The sequence below is a fragment of the Pseudoalteromonas rubra genome (assembly GCF_005886805.2).
GTDB lineage: Bacteria > Pseudomonadota > Gammaproteobacteria > Enterobacterales > Alteromonadaceae > Pseudoalteromonas > Pseudoalteromonas rubra_D.
Genome location: NZ_CP045429.1, coordinates 1,583,537 through 1,600,342 on the forward strand (window position 1 = coordinate 1,583,537; position 16,806 = coordinate 1,600,342).

General features: G+C 49.0%; 15 protein-coding genes. 11 read left to right on the forward strand and 4 right to left on the reverse strand.

Features of this window, described 5'->3' with window-relative positions:
* Nucleotides 1–80: 80 nt before the first annotated feature.
* Nucleotides 81–2,708 (reverse strand): flagellar hook-length control protein FliK, encoded by a 2,628-nt coding sequence (locus CWC22_RS06755; RefSeq protein WP_138538962.1) that lies wholly within the window; start codon nucleotides 2,706–2,708, stop codon nucleotides 81–83.
* A 104-nt stretch (nucleotides 2,709–2,812) separates the two neighbouring features.
* Between CWC22_RS06755 and ccmA the strand changes: the two genes are divergently transcribed.
* From ccmA to CWC22_RS06805, 10 genes are read left to right on the forward strand one after another with little or no spacing between them, the layout of a single operon-like run.
* Complete coding sequence (gene ccmA, locus CWC22_RS06760; protein WP_081694295.1) at nucleotides 2,813–3,436, forward strand: cytochrome c biogenesis heme-transporting ATPase CcmA; 624 nt, start codon at nucleotides 2,813–2,815, stop codon at nucleotides 3,434–3,436.
* Nucleotides 3,436–4,122, forward strand: coding sequence for a heme exporter protein CcmB (gene ccmB, locus CWC22_RS06765; protein WP_010385720.1), 687 nt, complete (start codon nucleotides 3,436–3,438; stop codon nucleotides 4,120–4,122). The genes ccmA and ccmB overlap by 1 nt, the downstream gene beginning before the upstream one ends.
* Before the next feature lies 1 nt (nucleotide 4,123).
* Nucleotides 4,124–4,861 (forward strand): heme ABC transporter permease, encoded by a 738-nt coding sequence (locus CWC22_RS06770; RefSeq protein WP_058797778.1) that lies wholly within the window; start codon nucleotides 4,124–4,126, stop codon nucleotides 4,859–4,861.
* 2 nt (nucleotides 4,862–4,863) lie between these two features.
* Nucleotides 4,864–5,070: a heme exporter protein CcmD gene (gene ccmD, locus CWC22_RS06775; protein WP_010385722.1), complete on the forward strand. Its 207-nt coding sequence runs from the start codon at nucleotides 4,864–4,866 to the stop codon at nucleotides 5,068–5,070.
* Nucleotides 5,067–5,546, forward strand: coding sequence for a cytochrome c maturation protein CcmE (gene ccmE, locus CWC22_RS06780; RefSeq protein WP_010385724.1), 480 nt, complete (start codon nucleotides 5,067–5,069; stop codon nucleotides 5,544–5,546). The genes ccmD and ccmE overlap by 4 nt, the downstream gene beginning before the upstream one ends.
* Before the next feature lies 1 nt (nucleotide 5,547).
* Nucleotides 5,548–7,503 carry a heme lyase CcmF/NrfE family subunit gene (locus tag CWC22_RS06785; RefSeq protein ID WP_138538963.1) on the forward strand — a complete coding sequence of 652 codons (1,956 nt, stop codon included), beginning with the start codon at nucleotides 5,548–5,550 and terminating at the stop codon, nucleotides 7,501–7,503.
* Entirely contained in the window at nucleotides 7,503–8,075 is a 573-nt protein-coding gene (locus tag CWC22_RS06790; protein ID WP_138538964.1) for a redoxin family protein, read from the forward strand. Before CWC22_RS06785 ends, CWC22_RS06790 begins: the two co-directional genes overlap by 1 nt.
* Nucleotides 8,072–8,545 carry a cytochrome c-type biogenesis protein gene (locus tag CWC22_RS06795; protein WP_010385727.1) on the forward strand — a complete coding sequence of 158 codons (474 nt, stop codon included), beginning with the start codon at nucleotides 8,072–8,074 and terminating at the stop codon, nucleotides 8,543–8,545. The genes CWC22_RS06790 and CWC22_RS06795 overlap by 4 nt, the downstream gene beginning before the upstream one ends.
* A gap of 5 nt (nucleotides 8,546–8,550) precedes the next feature.
* On the forward strand, nucleotides 8,551–9,816 hold the full coding sequence (ccmI, locus tag CWC22_RS06800) for a c-type cytochrome biogenesis protein CcmI (RefSeq protein ID WP_138539055.1): 1,266 nt from the start codon (nucleotides 8,551–8,553) through the stop codon (nucleotides 9,814–9,816).
* Complete coding sequence (locus CWC22_RS06805) at nucleotides 9,817–10,548, forward strand: VacJ family lipoprotein (RefSeq protein WP_138538965.1); 732 nt, start codon at nucleotides 9,817–9,819, stop codon at nucleotides 10,546–10,548.
* Nucleotides 10,549–10,646: 98 nt separating this feature from the next.
* Here the strand turns inward: CWC22_RS06805 and CWC22_RS06810 are convergent, their stop codons facing one another.
* The gene (locus tag CWC22_RS06810; protein WP_138538966.1) at nucleotides 10,647–11,150 is read right to left on the reverse strand and encodes a hypothetical protein; all 504 of its coding nucleotides are present in this window, start codon (nucleotides 11,148–11,150) and stop codon (nucleotides 10,647–10,649) included.
* A gap of 11 nt (nucleotides 11,151–11,161) precedes the next feature.
* Entirely contained in the window at nucleotides 11,162–12,568 is a 1,407-nt protein-coding gene (locus CWC22_RS06815; protein ID WP_138538967.1) for a polymorphic toxin type 44 domain-containing protein, read from the reverse strand.
* 461 nt (nucleotides 12,569–13,029) lie between these two features.
* Between CWC22_RS06815 and CWC22_RS06820 the strand changes: the two genes are divergently transcribed.
* A complete protein-coding gene (locus CWC22_RS06820; RefSeq protein WP_138538968.1) occupies nucleotides 13,030–14,646 on the forward strand; it encodes a hypothetical protein in 1,617 nt (538 codons plus the stop codon).
* A gap of 42 nt (nucleotides 14,647–14,688) precedes the next feature.
* Here CWC22_RS06820 and CWC22_RS06825 read toward each other — a convergent pair whose 3' ends face one another.
* A complete protein-coding gene (locus CWC22_RS06825; protein WP_138538969.1) occupies nucleotides 14,689–16,740 on the reverse strand; it encodes a TonB-dependent copper receptor in 2,052 nt (683 codons plus the stop codon).
* Between the last annotated feature and the right edge of the window lie 66 nt (nucleotides 16,741–16,806).

Below are 16,806 nucleotides of genomic sequence, written 5' to 3' on the forward strand. Positions count from 1 at the left end.
CTTGCGCTATAAACGTAGAACATCTAAGCAAAAGTGAAAGCAGGTCGATTTTCTTTTGATCTTGGGTAGTAAAAATTGAGTTACACCTGAATACTGACGATGGCATGGCTGTCGTAAAAGCGCTTTACCTGCGAGGCATCTTCGCGCAATTCGATTTCACCAACCTGCAGACCATGTGCGGCAAGTTTGCTACGCAGTGCATCCAGATGCGGCTGTGCCAGCTGGCAGACAGAGGGGCTGTCGCCCACTATCTCACAGTCAACGGCTTTGTCCATCAACTCAGCCTGAACGCTTAACTGGCCGAGTTTAGCGTAATCAAAGTTGAGCCGCACAAACCAGACTTGTTTTTCCGGCATATTGGCTTTGGCCGGTTTCTTGTATTTGCCAATCTGTAGCTCACTTTGGCGACATTCCTGTGGCAATTTGAGCGGCATAAACAAGTTGATCAGCAACTGGCTCTCGCTGTCAAATTTCTGTGCCAACGGTGCCGGGCCGGCATTCGTAGCCAGGTTGTTTTGCAGCAGTGCCAGGTCGTCCATCAGGCTTGACTGTGCCTGTTGAGTTACCGCCTGAATAAACTGACTGGGCGCAGAGAGCTTGGTGCCGGGTTGCAGCGTTTCAACCAACGCGGCAACGCGCTGCTCTATGCTGGTTTGCGGCGTCATAGTCTGAGTTTTGGCTGCAAGTTGGGTGCCCAATAAGGTTACTATGAGCTTGTCCAGCGCTTGTGCAAAGCTACTGTTGGGCAGGGCAGGTTGAAGCTGACTGGCCAAAGCAGGAAGCCGGGCAAATAGCTCATGACTCACTTGCTCTGGTGAGTGTCGTGTTTCGTCCATCATCTTACTGAAGGCCTGATGGACCAGGCGCATCAGGTCGGCAGACTGTGGGTTACGAAATTGCTGGGTTGCTGACAGGGTTTCACTGAGCTGCTGCTGCAGCGGTGGGCCCGATTGATTTGGGGCTGCCTCAGCCTGGCGTAAGGTTTTACTCAGGATCTGGGCAATAGGCAAAGATAAACTGGGCTTTGCTGTGGCCAGTTGCTCTGCCTTTGTCTGACTCATCTGGCCTTGCAGGTGCTCAAGGGGTTTGCCTGGTATCTCAGCTTTAACAGGCTTATCAGTTGCACCTTCAGCTAAAGCCATAGCTTGTTGTACTTGTGGGTTGATTATCTGCTGGGCATTGTACGGTTTTGACTGCTGAGGAACGACAGCCGAAAATACCTGCTGTAGCAGTGCCAGGCGCTGGGTAAAGGCGTTTGACGCTGAGGCCGCAGGCGGGGCTGGGGTCACCGGTTTGTCATTTACAGAGTGACCCGAGGTTGGCGGGTTTTTAGTCTCTGTGGCAGGGGCCGTGCTGCTTAATGCCGCAGTCGTTTGCGGTGATGCTTGAGTCGACTTGCTTTGAGGGCTGGTTGTTGGTGTCGGCGGCACGCCGCGTTCAGCAGCTGGAGTGTTTTTGGCTGCAGTAGACGGTGCAAGGAAGTTGTCTTTAGTGTGGCTTGCCTTTGTTATGTTAGTAAATACTTGCTCTACGCTATCAAGCAGCTGCAATAAAGGCTGACTGTGTACCGGCGTCATACTTTTCAGAACCAGGGCGGTATTATTTGCGGTCATCTGGGGCAAAGCAGCGCTGGGTGATTGAGGTTTGGCTTGTGGCGCTTGCGTGGTGGCCTGTGTTAGAGGCGTGCTGTTAGCTGAGTGAGCGGGTGTTGCATTGAAAAAGGGCCGTGACAGCCACTGACCTATGGCTTGTTTAACCGTCTGTTTTATGTCTGTCATCGACACATTGAGTAAAGGTTTGTCGTAATTCAGTGTCGACTTGGATCCTGCGGCGGTGCTGGTTGCCTGCTCCAGATCTGCGGCAAAACGGTGTGTGGCCAGGTTGGGCAAGGCCTGTTGCAACGATGTGTTCAGCTTAACCTGTGTTGACTGCTTAGCAACACCGATTTGCAACCCGTCAGGTTGTGCTTTTAACTGGGCGTTAAACCAGCTATTAAGTTTCAGTCCACTCTCTGAATGTGGGGTTTTTACTTCAACCTGCTGGTTGGCAAGCTGGAGTGTCGCACTGTTGCGACCCAGTTTAATCTTGGGCTGTTCCTGGTTACCAAGTTGGGCAAGTAAAGAAGTAAGTTTGTGTTTACTTACTGGTGCTTTCATCAGCTCATCACCGAAGGCATTAAAAATTTGTAGCAGCAGGGTATTCTGCCGGGTACTCAGATTCGCGACGAGTTTATTTTCCTGTTTGAGTAAGTCAGCCAGGGCCGGGGGAACGGGCAACGCCAGACCAATTTTGTCCAGTATTAAAGTCGCCTGATTGCCGCCTTTGAGTTGTGCGTCGAGCTGTAAGGCGCTTTGGCTACCCAGCCCTTTGATCAAACTTAACAGGCTCAGTAACGTTTGCGCGGGTTTTATTTGCAGTTTTAATTCCGGGGTGCTGACCGTCAGTAAGGTACCGTCAGCGCTGAGTTTTACTTCGGCTTCAGGGAGTTTGAGTGGCTGCTGTAACTGGCTCTGGCTCGCCAGTCGTACGCCTTGCCAGCGACCATCTATGGTGACTTCCATCTGAATGCTGTCGGGTTTTATTACCAGGTTGCGCGCATTGAAGGTTTGCTCAGCTGCCAGGGTGGGGTTTGCTGATGAACCGCGCTCATTAAGCTGTGAAGTGGCTAAATTTGCATTGTTTTGAATAGAAATCGTCGGCTTATTCATTATTTTAAATCAAATTTTCGTTGATCGGTCGCATCCAATTATTCGTATTACCCTACCATTATGATAGACTAACGCCCAATTTTTTAGCGTCAGAGAGTCGCGCCTTGCTAGAGATAAAGTCCGTCACGTGTGTTAAACAGGACCGCTGTTTGTTTGAGTCATTGAGTTTTTCGCTTCAGGCGGGTCAAATCATGCAAGTTGAAGGCCCAAATGGTGCAGGTAAAACGTCTTTATTACGTATCATTGCGGGTTTCGCCCGAGCCGACGAAGGTCAAATCTGTTTTGAAGGCCAGGATATCAGTCGCGATTACGACACATTCGCTGAGTCCTTGCTGTTTATCGGTCATAAAACCGGGGTGAATCAGCAATTAACGGCCTACGAAAACGTGCAATATTGGTTGCAGGTACATGGCTACGGGGCTGACGAAGAGGAAGTCTATCCCTTATTAGGTCAGCTTGGACTGGTGGGTTTGGAAGATGTTCCGGTACGAACCCTTTCGGCGGGACAGCAACGCCGGGTTGCACTGGTCAGGCTGTGGCTTAACAAGGCCCGCTTGTGGATCCTTGATGAGCCCTTCACTGCACTCGATAAAAAAGGCGTGGCACTGCTGCAACGGCAGTTTGAATCGCATCTTGCAAATGGCGGCGCCATTTTACTGACGACCCACCAGGATCTGACAACTCAGTTCAGCTCCCTGAAAACCCTGGCTCTGGAGTACCGCCATTAATGAAGGTTGAGCATTCTTATTGGCATTTATTTGTCGCTGTTTATCGTAAAGACGTGACTTTGGCGTTCCGTCAACGTGCCGAAATCGTTAACCCTCTTCTGTTTTTTCTGATAGTCATTTCGTTATTTCCGTTGGCAATTGGACCCGAACCGGCCTTGCTGGGGCGTATGGCTGCAGGTATCATTTGGGTAGCCGCGTTACTGTCTACCATGTTGGGTTTGGACAAGTTATTTCGCGATGATTATGCCGATGGATCGCTGGAGCAAATGATTGCTTCACCATATCCTTTGTCTTTGTCTGTGCTGGCTAAAGTTGCCGCACACTGGACCATCACCGGATTGCCTATGGTGCTGATGGCACCTTTGTTTGCGCTGTTGATGAATCTCGACAGCCAGGCGCTGGGCGCAACCATTCTGACTTTGTTGATTGGAACGCCTTTATTAAGTTTTATCGGTGCCATTGGCGCCGCGTTAACCGTGGGTTTGCAAAAAGGGGGCATTCTGATGAGTCTGCTTGTTTTACCTTTGTATATTCCGGTTCTGATTTTCGCAACCTCTGCCATTGATACCGCCAGTATGTCGGTCGCTTATGGCGGACAACTTGCGATCCTTGGTGCCATGCTGGCTGTTGCCATAGTCACGGCACCAATTGCTATATCGTCAGCTTTAAGAGTGAGTGTAAGTTAAAATGTGGAAGTGGTTACATCCCTATGCCAAAGCGGAGCGTGCTTACCAATTGTGTAACACCTTGCTTCCGTACTTTGTTACCGTAACGGCGGTGTGTATCGCCGTCGGATGGATCTGGGGCCTGGCATTTGCCCCAGCAGATTATCAGCAAAAGGACAGCTATCGCATTATCTTTATCCACGTGCCTTCGGCTATTTTGTCTATGGGTGCGTATTCTTCTATGGCCATTGCTGCGATTGTTGCCCTGGTCTGGCAGATCCGTAATGCCGAACTCGCTGTGGTTGCGATTGCGCCAGTTGGTGCAGCTATGACCGCCATTGCACTTATCACCGGTGCTGCCTGGGGTAAACCTATGTGGGGTGCCTGGTGGGTATGGGATGCACGTTTAACCTCTGAGTTAATTCTGCTGTTTTTGTACTTCGGGGTATTGTCTTTATATCACGCTTTTGAAGACAAGAAGTCTGGCGGCAGAGCGGCCTGTATTCTGGCCATTGTTGGGGTGATTAACCTGCCAATTATTCATTTTTCTGTTGAGTGGTGGAACACCTTGCATCAGGGTTCAACCATCACCAAGTTTGATACGTCAGCCATCGATCCGTCTATGTTATGGCCGTTACTTATCAATATTTTAGGATTTGCTGCATTTGTCGGGGCACTGTCACTGGTACGCCTTAAAAATGAGATCCTTCAGGTCGAGAAGCACCGCCCCTGGGTGCGTCAGCTGGTTAGTCGAGGTTAAGTATGCAGTTTGAATCTTTGAGTGACTTTTTTCATATGGGTGGTTACGCCTTTTATGTGTGGCTGTCTTTTGGCAGTTGTGCCTTTATCTTGCTGGGATTAGTGTGGGCGTCGCTAAATGATGCCAAGCGCATTAAGCGTGAAGTAGCAGCACAAATTAAGCGTGAAGCGCGCATCAAGCAGGCTCGCGAAGAGGAGGTAAAAGCATGAACCCAAGACGTAAAAAACGCCTGTTTGCCGTTGTAGCCGTGATCTTTGGGATCGGCTCTGCCGTAGGTCTGACCCTGTATGCGTTGCAGGAAAACATCAATCTTTTCTATACGCCCAGTGAGCTAATTGAAGGTAAAGGGCCAGAGAAAGAGCTGCCTTATATCGGGCAAAAACTGCGCATCGGCGGTATGGTTGTGCCAGGGAGTGTCGATCGAGTTGAAACGTCTCTGGATGTGACCTTCAAGCTCATCGATACTGGTCCTATGGTAACCATTAAATACCACGGCATTTTACCTGACTTGTTCCGTGAAGGTCAGGGGATTGTAGCGCAGGGGACACTGGTTGAACCTAACGTCATTGAAGCATTTGAAGTGTTGGCAAAGCACGATGAAGAGTATATGCCAGCTGAAATCGCTGAGGCAGTGAAAGGGATCAAGCATGAAAAACCTAAGTATAATTTAAACAGCGAGAACTAATATGATCCCTGAGATAGGTTATTTTTCATTAGTTCTGGCCATGGGCCTGAGCCTGCTGTTGTGTATTTTTCCTCTCTGGGGTGCTTATACCGGCAACTTGCGCCTGATGCGCACAGCCCCTTCGCTGGCTGTGGGTCAGTGCTTGCTGGTGTTGTTCTCTTTTGGTGTACTGATTTACATCACATTGACTGATGACTTTACCGTTGCTTATGTAGCGCATCATTCTTCCAGCACACTGCCTTGGTACTACAAAGTCACTTCGACCTGGGGAGGCCATGAAGGCGCGATCCTGTTGTGGTTGGTGATGCAGGCGAGCTGGACCGCACTGGTTGCTATGATGTCTAAGTCCTTGCCTTGGGTGCTGCGGGCGCGCGTACTGGGCGTGCTGGGCTTCCTGGGTGTTGGCTTCATGCTCTACACCTTGTGGATGTCGAGCCCGTTTGAGCGACTACTACCTTATTATCCGGTTGAAGGCCGTGACCTCAACCCTCTATTGCAAGACCCGGGGATGATCATTCACCCACCTCTGCTTTATATGGGCTATGTGGGATTATCTGTGTCTTTCTCTTTTGCTATCGCAGCCCTTTTGACAGGCAAGCTGGACAATACCTGGGCTAAATGGTCGCGCCCCTGGACAATGGCAGCATGGGGTTTCTTAACCTTAGGTATTACCATCGGCAGCTGGTGGGCTTATGCAGAGCTTGGCTGGGGCGGCTGGTGGTTCTGGGATCCGGTTGAAAATGCTTCTTTAATGCCCTGGTTGGTTGCAACCGCGTTATTACACTCTCTGGCTATAACAGAGAAGCGAGGCGTATTTAAGTCCTGGACTGTTTTATTAGCCATCGCGGCCTTTAGCTTATGTCTGTTAGGCACTTTTATCGTTCGTTCCGGCATTATTGTTTCTGTACACGCTTTTGCGACAGACCCGGATCGTGGTTTGTTTATTTTATCTTTCCTCGCCTTAGTGGTTGGCGGCAGTTTGGCACTGTACGGGCTGCGCGTCAGTCAGGTTTACAGCGAAGGTCGTTATAAGCTTGTATCACGTGAAGTCGGGTTATGGGTGAATAATATTTTCCTGGTTGTGGCAACATTGATTGTATTACTGGGTACGTTATTACCCATGATCCATAAAGAGTTGGGGCTGGGGTCAATCTCCATTGGTGTGCCGTTCTTTAATCAGATGTTTGCGATTTTGATTGTGCCGTTTGCCATCTTAATGGGTATGGCGCCCATGCTGCGCTGGAAACAGAACAAGTTGCCACCTCTGGCTAAAAAGTGGGCGGGTATTTTTGTTGCGACCATAGTGATCACCAGTGCCTGGTTGTTCTCCAGCTTTGATGAAATCAGCACGCTGACCTATCTGGCTACGGCATTGGCGGTGTGGATCTGTATCGCCACGGTAGTCGACCTGGTGGAAAAAGTCAGTGTTCACCCAAGTACAGCACAGGGCCTGAAGCGTCTGGGCATGAGCTATTGGGCTATGGTGCTGGGCCATGTAGGTATCGCGTTTGTGATTGCCAGTGTGACTCTGACCTCTGCTTATTCAGTAGAGCGCTCAGTGGTGATGAAAAAAGGTGAAACCGCAACGCTCAATGACTACGAGTATCGCTTTGAAGGGGTGAACGAGATCCGTGGCCCTAACTATGGTGGTCATGCTGGCGAAGTCACCGTATTTAAAGACGGTGAGTACGTGACCTTACTACACGCAGAAAAGCGCTTGTACGATGTGGGTATGCAATTTATGACTGAAGCTGCGATTGACGATGGTTTCTTCCGCGACTTGTATCTGGCGCTGGGAGAATCTATGGGCAATGGTGCCTGGTCACTGCGTATCTATCACAAGCCTTATGTTCGCTGGATGTGGCTGGGTGGTATCCTTATCTCCGTGGCTGGTTTCATTGTTCTGGCTGATAAACGTTATCGTCGTCGCAAGCAAACCTCTGTGGAGCATGCATAATGAACAAAAAGTTTTTAGGCCTGGCGCCACTACTGATTTTTGTGTTGCTGTGCGTGTTCTTGTATCAGGGCTTGTTTGGCAATCCAAGAGAGCTGCAAACCGGCCGACTGGGCCAGACTATGCCTGCGTTTGAGTTGCCAGACTTGATGGATGAACAAAAACGCTGGACAGATCAGGACTTGCTGGGCGAGGTTTACCTGCTGAACGTATGGGGCACCTGGTGCCCAACCTGTATTGCGGAGCTTGGTTACCTTACCGAGCTGCGCGAGCAGGGCGTGCGGATCATTGGCTTATACTACGAGCAAGCCTATGATCCCGATTTTGGCGATCAGTTTGATATCAACTACCTGCGTACCGATGTCCAGCAAATGCTGGCGCGAGCAGGGGACCCTTATCAGTTTAATATTCTGGATTTGGAGCGCACTTTAGCGCTGGATTTAGGGGTTTCCGGCGCACCGGAAACTTTCCTGGTAGACAAAAACGGTAAGATCATTTTGCACCACACTGGCGATATTAATCCTCGGGTATGGCGCAGCAAATTTGCTCCGGCAATTCAGGAGTTGCAACCATGAAAAAACTAATGCTGGCATTGGCATTACTGGCTGGCCTGTGGTCGCTCAGTGCCAATGCTGTTGAAGATAAGTACCAGTTCAAAGATGCGGAAAGAGAGCAAACCTTTAAAGAGCTGGTGCAGGAGCTGAGATGTCCAAAGTGTCAGAACCAGAACATAGCTGATTCTGATGCGGTGGTCGCAAAAGACCTACGTGACCGGGTTTTGGACATGGTTCATGAAGGTAAATCTAAGCAGGAAGTGATTGATTTTATGATCGATCGTTACGGCTACTTTGTTCATTACCAGCCACCCGTTACACCTGCCACGATTGTACTGTGGGTGATGCCTGTGGTGATCCTGGTGTTGGGTTTTGGTTTTATTGTATTCAGACAGAAAAAAGCAGCACGTAAACAAAGCTGGAGCCCGGAAGATGAGCAAAAGCTCGCGGAGCTTATCAAACAAAGCCAGCGTAAGGAGCGTACTTCATGAATGAAATGATGCAAATGTGGGGTCTGTTTGCGCTCTTGACCGTGTTGGCAGCGTTGTTTGTGGTGATGCCGTTTTTCCGTCGCGATAAACTGGTTGCCGTGGATCATGATGCCAATGCTGAACGTATTGATATCTATCAGCAACGTTTACAGGAGCTGGCGGACGAGCTGGCCAATCAGCGCATCGATCAGAGCAGTCATGATGAATCTGTGCTGGAAATGAAACGTCGTTTGCTCAACGAGTTGTCACCAGAGCGTACACTGGATACTCGGGGTAATAATCTGGTACTGGCAGGCACTGGCGTGGCGTTTTTGTTGGTTGTCAGTGCGGTATTTTACTCTTTTACCGGCAGTCAGAAGCAAATCGCAGATTGGTATAAAGCCATTGATATGCTCCCTGAATACGGCCAGCGTGCTGTGATGCAAAGCGGTGATCCTCTTAGCCCGAATGAACTTCAGGCGTTTGCTTTGGGTCTGCGCACTAAGTTGGCAAACAGTGGTGATGATGCCGTTGCCTGGATGCTGTTAGGTCGTGTTGCAATGTCGCTCAATGACTTCGAAATGGCGATGCAGGCATTCGATAAAGCGCTGGAGATGCAACCTAATAACAGTAATGTGAAGGTGAGTTATGCTCAGGCGTTATTGGTTGAAGGATCAGAGAATGCGATGAACCGTGCCGCACGTATGTTGTCTCAGGTATTGCAACGTGAGCCACGTAATATTGATGCAATTTCTTTACTTGCGCTGATCGCTTATGAGCGTCAGGACTGGAAAGAATCTAAAGCGGCGTTTGAAGTCTTGCTGGCATCGATGACGCAGGATGATCCACGTTATACGATGATCAAACAGCGTATCACGGACTTGGACCAGAAGCTGAGCAGCGCGCAAGTTGCACAGCCTGCAATGCCTGAAAATGGCTTGCAAGTGTCGGTTTCCCTGGCAAACGAGCTGGCTGACAAAATTCCTGAGAATGCGACTTTGTTCGTCTTTGCCAAAGCGGCACAGGGACCACCTATGCCATTAGCTGTGGCTAAACTTACAGATTTTAACTTGCCATTGAGTGTCAATTTGGACGATAGTATGGCGATGATGCCTAACCTGAAACTGTCAGGGTTTAAAGAAGTGATTGTTACAGCGCGTATTTCAGTGGATGGCAACGTGGCTCTGCAGAGCGGTGAGCTTGAAGGTGCGACTCAAACTATTACTTTGACCCCAGAGGCACAGCAGGTTTCGGTCACTATCAGTCGTGTTATAACCAGCACAGGAAGCTAAATGTATAAAAAACTCGTTGGCGCCGCTTTGGCGCTAATTTTATCCGGGTGTGCGCAAGTCCCCGAAGAAAAACAAGATCCGCGCGATCCACTGCAGTCGCTCAACCGACCGTTGTATGACTTTAATATGGATGTACTGGATGCCTATATCCTGCGCCCGGCTGCGAAAGGCTATATTGCCATTACGCCTGCGCCGGTCCGCAGTAGTCTGGTAAACTTTACCACTAACCTGTCAGCGCCTACGGACGCGGTTAACGCGGCCTTACAGGCAAAGCCTGGTGATGCAGGTGTCAACGTGGCGCGTTTTCTGGTTAACTCAACGGTGGGTATTTTCGGCCTGTTTGATGTCGCTAAGTCGCTGGGTTTGGAACACAAAGACGAAGATTTTGGTCAAACCCTGGGTGTCTGGGGTGTAGGTGACGGCGCGTATTTGATGCTCCCGGGTTACGGTCCTTCAACGGTGCGTAATCTCTCCGGTGATGTCGTCGACAATGTCGTTATTCCCAAAATTGCACTTACAACACCAGAAACAATTCTGGTATTTGCATTGCGTGCAGTGGAAGCCAGAGCTAGCCTGATGTCACAGGAAAAGCTCCTCAATGAGTCACTTGATCCTTATATTTTCTTTAAGGATGTCTATTTACAGCGTCAGCTTTATGAACTCCACGACGGCAACCCGCCAATTGAAGAGGAGCCAGAAGAGTTTGATGAGGATTTCCTCGAAAACCTGTAAATGAGCGCCTTGTAGCCAAGCCCGGTAATACGGGGCTTGGCTACGTATTCATATCTTTTATTTCCTCTCGTTATCTCGAGCTTATGAGGCGCACAGGCTCATGGAGCATGAAGAAAATATATAGACCAGTTATTTGCCAGGGGCTTTGAGAACTCGAATGACCGTTGCCAGTTTATTTTAGTGAAATCATGAACATCTGGGTTGAACTGAGTTAACGTGTTGCTGTTATAAACGAGGCTGTAGTATTGTCCTGACGATCCCCACCAATTATCCCAGTAAGGAAGAGATAGTAGGCAGCCTTGCTGAGTCCATTCAATTCTTAAGCTATCAAAATTCAACGCTTTAATATTAGAAACCAGTTCATTAAGCTCACTTTTGGCAACCTGGTTCAACTTAGTTTGAGCCTGATCTAAGCGAAAGTAGACAAAGTTAATCTTGTACTTTTTCTGCAGAGCACACGCTAGCTTCTGCACAGAAGCTAGCTTGTCTTGATTGCGAAAATAAAATGCTTCCATCTCACCGAGCTCAGGCCTATGCCTATCACAGCCTGTGAGCAAGGTGATGAGTACAGCCAGGCCGACAAGAGGTTTTTTGCTCTTCATCGGCGTTTTCCTTAATGACACGGCACCATATCTCGCCAGTAGTTACAACCGCCAGTCGTACACACCTGGCCATATTGTGTGCAAAACTCCCAGCCCCCGCCGTAACCACCATAGCCACCGTAGCCGTCATAGCCGCCGTAACCACCATCGCCACTGCCACCTGAGTTGCTGTTTCCACTACCACCTTCAGCATTCACGGTTTTTTGATCTTTGCATGAGCTGGAGCGTTGGTCGGATTTATTATTTTGATAGACTTCTTCAGCATAACGATAACCTCTGGATTCCAGTGCGGCGTCTCCAGGACCATTGCCGCTTTTTGTTACAAAATTGATTAGGCCCTGTGCTAATATCTGGGCCATGTTTTCACCATTGGCTTTGCCATTTTGCAGTGCCTGATAGGCCGCTGCATACCTATGGGTTGAATCTAAAGAAAAACCATGTACTTGCATTACCGCACCATACAAAAAGTTACCTAAGTCCTCGTTACCAGCCCAAGGGCTTTCTGAGGATTTTACGTCTAATGCGCCACCCATCTGATGGTTCGTATAGAGGCGATAATACGTTGCGGTCGTTGCTGCTCCTGGCTGCGTTGCCAGCATACGACTTACTGTTTTTTGCCATCTTTCCTCTTGTCTTAATAGCTTGTTTAAGTCGAGCTGCTGATGTTTGTTGTCCTCTTTACTACCGTAGGGCATCGCTTCAGGTGGTCGATTACTATTGTTACATTGGCTAGCTTCTGATTCGCTCGATCTTGCTGCAGTGTTAGTGGCATACCCCTCAATCGAAAACTGACGTACTTTAGAATACTGCTGTGAGTTTGAAAAACGAACATCATTTACAGTGCTGGTTGAGCGCAATGATTGTGGCAATTCGCCATGCAAGTCAACATAGTATGCGACTGGGTCAAAGTATGCGATGGGAATGGTAATGCCATTACTGTGTATAAAGACCAGTTTATTTTTAAGGTCTCCCGGATCTTCTTTGTGAATAGCACGCAGGGAAATATAAATGATGTTCATTCCCTGGTCGTCATTACCGTGAATGATGTTAAATGTGTAGTGGTGATCTTTTGCACCGTATTGGCTGTCTGGAACTATGGTCAGCTTTGCATTCTTCCCACGCATACCTGACTTGGTAAAGTAAAAACCGTCTTGGTGTGTACGTCCGCTTTTTCTGAATCCATCTGTAGTAAAGGTGGTAGTATAAGCAATTTGATTGGGTGACGTGAAACCACTGATAACAGGGTCTGCAGCAATGATAACCTTATCGTTGCTAAAGTTTGAGAAGTCCAGGCACAGTGATAGCCCACTTTCTGCGGGTATCACATATTGTATTTGTTTATTTTCACTTAAAGTGCGGCACTCTGCTTGTGCAAAGCCTGACATGAGCAATAGAATTGCCGATAGTAGTATTTTCATGATCCTTATCCATACCTAAAATAGGTACTCTACTACGGTTTAATCTGTTCTTCAATGCCCTGTTTGGCTTAACAATGGAGGCACCTGGTGGGAAGGCAAGCTTGATGCATTAATCCAGGACACCGAACGGTCTTTCTTTATTATGGTCTGCAAAACGTTTCTTCTCTTGTGAACGGGCGGTATGCCAGATATTGAGCGTTTTACCTAAAAAGGGTAGTCCATTTAGTAACCAAAAAGCAAATAAGTTTTGTCAAATAGCTGTATTTACGGATATTGCATCCGATCATAGACAACCTGCGTTGTAGCTCAGTATAAACTTGCTTTTATACAGTTGTCGCCTGTATAGAGACGGTGATATTTGCTGCTCTTCCTATTACCTTATCAAGTTTCAGCCTATAGACACTTTGTTGACATTCAGCGCGTTATAGTGGCTGTAATTTCACTCAACAAGGAACTATGACATGAAATACCTAAAATCACTTCTGGCCGTGTGTATTGCATTAAACCTGAGCGCTTGTGGCGATGATGACAAAATTAATCCACCAGGTGGAGGTGGGGAGCAGCCAGCACCTGGTCGTGTTGTGCATGATTTGGCACTCATTGCACCTCAAGCAGGTCGTGAGCTGGTTGAAGACTTTCCGGTCTCAGAATATCTCGATTATGCACCGGGCGCGCAGCCGCTCACCAATCTGACAAGTTTGGACATCAATGGCCCAGACCTGCATACATTTCAGCAAGGCATTGAGGTGGGTAGCATTGATATCAGTGCTTCACCGCGTGTTTATCAGCCGCTGGCGCTGAGATTAACCGCACTGGATAGCATTGTGGCTACAGAACAGTATGAAGATGAGCTGTGGTATGTCACGGGCACCAATGAGATTTTCCAGCGCCATCTGACAAGTGATGAAACCACATCCTGGCGTTTAGAAACGAGCTTAACAATCACCGAATTAGGCCTGGACAGCGATGACAACAGTGATATCTGGGGCTACGACGCGAGTGCCCATCAGGTGATCCGATTTAAACCAGAAGACGAGCAGCTATTGCTGTACCCGTTGTCGGACAATATGACTATTCAGGGCGTGTCTTATCTGGGGCAGCAGCTTTGGATATTGGCCTCAGAGTCCGGGCAGCCTGTGGTCATGCAGTTTGACGTATCAGAAGAGCAGGTAACACAGCTTAATGGCTGGTATGTTACCGGGTTTGGTCAAGCGGAAATAACTGACTTAACGATATTTTCTGGCGAGCAGGTTGTGATCACCACCAATGCCCAACAGAATAACCTGGTACTGCTGGCCGACAGGGACAAGTTGCTGGGAGACGGACCTATTGACGATACCGGTGAACTGGTGGTGCAGAATCGTTACACGTTACCAGACGAGATTAAGCAGCCATCTGGACTTTGGTACACGCAGCAAGGGGGGTGGGAAATCGTCACCGATCAAGCTGAAGTCTACTCTTTGAATGCGGATTTGCAGATCCAGACCCGCACTGAACTGGCGTTTGCCTCGATACACTGTGGACAGGGTTGTACTGAAGCGGTAACAAGCAAAGACGGGGAGATCTTTGTATTAGCTGATTCTAAGCTGATAGGACATTTTACATTGTCAGAGCAAGGGTATCAGCTGGTGCAAGAATACCCATTAGCACTGCATGAAGAGGGAGAGCCGCCTTATGAGTTCTTAGGTCTAGCGTACGACGCACTCACTGACCGTTACTTCATGGTATCCAATAGCGATGACGCGTCACAACAGGACTGGTTATTTACCCTGGATAGCCAATTTAATCTTGTATCTCGCCAGCCGCTCAGTTACACCGGGGAGACAGAAGGGAGTCTCAATGAATATACTGCAATGGGCCTGTATTTCGCTGAAGATGCGTTGTGGATGGTATCTGAGCAATTCACAAAAGTGCTTAAGTTGACGCTGAGTGGTGAGATTGTGGCCGTCTACGATCTGCTGCCAGAGGATATGACTATGCCCAGTGATCTGGTTGTCAAAGATGGCAAAGTATATTTGATTGGGGATCACGAAAATGGTGAGCCGGTGCCACCGCTTATCGAGTTGACGATTGAATAAGTAGTGATACAGGGGCTGGCATTGCCAGCCCCATTAGCTCAATCAGAAGCGCCAGTTGACGTTGGCCCACAGTGTACGGCCGGCCTCATTCACTTTGTCGATTTGCGCATAGCCACTGACCATAGCGCCTGCGCGACTCAAATGTTCGGCATAGGTTTTATCCAGCACATTATCTACCCCGAGACTCAATAACAGCTCATCTGAATGGCTATAAGATAAGTTCAGTGCCAGTGTGCCAAAGCCATGGCTGGTTCCGACATCCTGACCGGCAATGTTACCCTGGCCGATAGCAACGCGGTTCTGGCTTTTTACGAGACGCCATAAACCGCCTACTTGCCATTTATCCAGCGTGTAATCCATAGCGAAACGTGCCTGCAGGGGAGGCTGCTGTGCCAGCGCCGTATGATCGGTTTTATTACTGCCACGCACATAGTTGATGCTGGTTGTGAAATTCAGTTGTTTGCTGAGCTCAACCCGGGTTTCCATTTCCAGCCCCATTGTTTGCGCATCAATGTTCCGGGTCACCGCCAGCGTTTTGTCCATCACTTCGTACTGATTATCGGTGAGTAAGTAATCATCTATGCGGTTGTAAAACAGAGACACTGAGGTAGTCATAGCGGATTTTTGTAGCATCCAGCCGATATCCAGCTGGTTTGTTTTCTCTGTCTCCAGTAAGAAGGCACCCATGCTATCTATACTCCGGCGTCCGCCACCCATTAACTCCCAGTAATCGGGGAAACGTTCACTGTGCCCGGCACCGATGTAATAGCTCATATCTTTATGCTGGACCTGATAGCGTGTAAATCCGCTCCAGAGGGTGTCATCACGCGTCTGGTCGGCCGTTGGGTTAGGCATTGGCATCATCATGGAGCCAAGTTGCTGACGCTTATCAGTTGCTGACCAGTCATCAATACGCAGCCCGCTGACCCACTGGCTGCGCTTTGGGCCCTCTGTGTTGAGTGCGTATTCAAACTCGCCAAATAGCCCGGTTTGTTTAAACTCGGCATTATCACGGCGAGGCAGTGTTTCCACCGGCATCATTGGCTGGTTCATGCTAACGCGAATGCGGTGGCGGTTTTGCTGATGATCGACCCCGTAACGCAATGTGTGCTCTGTATTGATGTTTGAGGTGAGCATCAGTTTGCTACCCCAGGTGCGACGGTCGGGATTGGATGAGGTCGGGGTTTTCATCATCATAGTGGGCGTAAATGTGCGCAGGCTATGGTTATCCATGATGTGATCTATGTTGTTGTAATACACATTGGCTTCCAGCGCTTGGATAAACCCGGTGAGTTCATCCAGTTCAACGCTGAGTGCAACGTGATTACGGTCAAACTTGCTGCCATCCATCATGCGATCGGCATAGGCGACCTCGCCATCACTGCGACCCAGGCTCAGGCTATAGAGGCTGTCATCATCGGGCGTGTAGGCAAACTCGGAATCGAGGTTCCACTTGTCATATGCCGAGTGAATGGACTGACCTTCGCCGTCCTCATAGTCATCGGCGTCGCTTTTACTGGCAGCAAGGCGTGCATAGTAATCTTCTGTGCCCCCTTTAACATCTGCATTTACCATGCGCTTACCAAAACTGCCCAGGGTTGCATTGGCAAACCCTTGCCAGCCCGTTTCGCTCAGGCGCTCAGATTCACGCTCAAAAATGACAGTGGCGGCGCTGTTACCGGGGCCATAAAGGACGGTTTGAGGTCCTTTAATCACCGTTAAGGTATCGTAGGTTTGCGGTGTAATGTAAGCCGTAGGTGGATCCATACGGCCACCGCAGCCGCCAAGCGTCTGGCCGCCATCAGTAATAATGTTCAGACGTGATCCGGCCATTCCCCGAAAAACAGGGTCGCTGCTCGCGCCGCCTTTTTTAACTAAAGAAAAGCCGGCAATACTGGATAGCAGATCTGCACCATCCTGTGCTGGCAAAGGTTGCCTTGGGGCTTTAGGGTCGGTTTTGATATCTAAAGGACTGTGCATGGGCGCGATAACGACGATGCGCTCTAAACTGTCAGAGTGTGTGTCGTGCTGTGCATCCTGGCTGTGTGCAGAAAAAGCGGCCGTAACAGCAAGCCAAATAAGGTTTCTGGTCATGATTCTTCCCAAAGTGTTTTCACGTTGTTATTGAGAAGAATTTTACTTGTCAGACAAAAGGTTGGG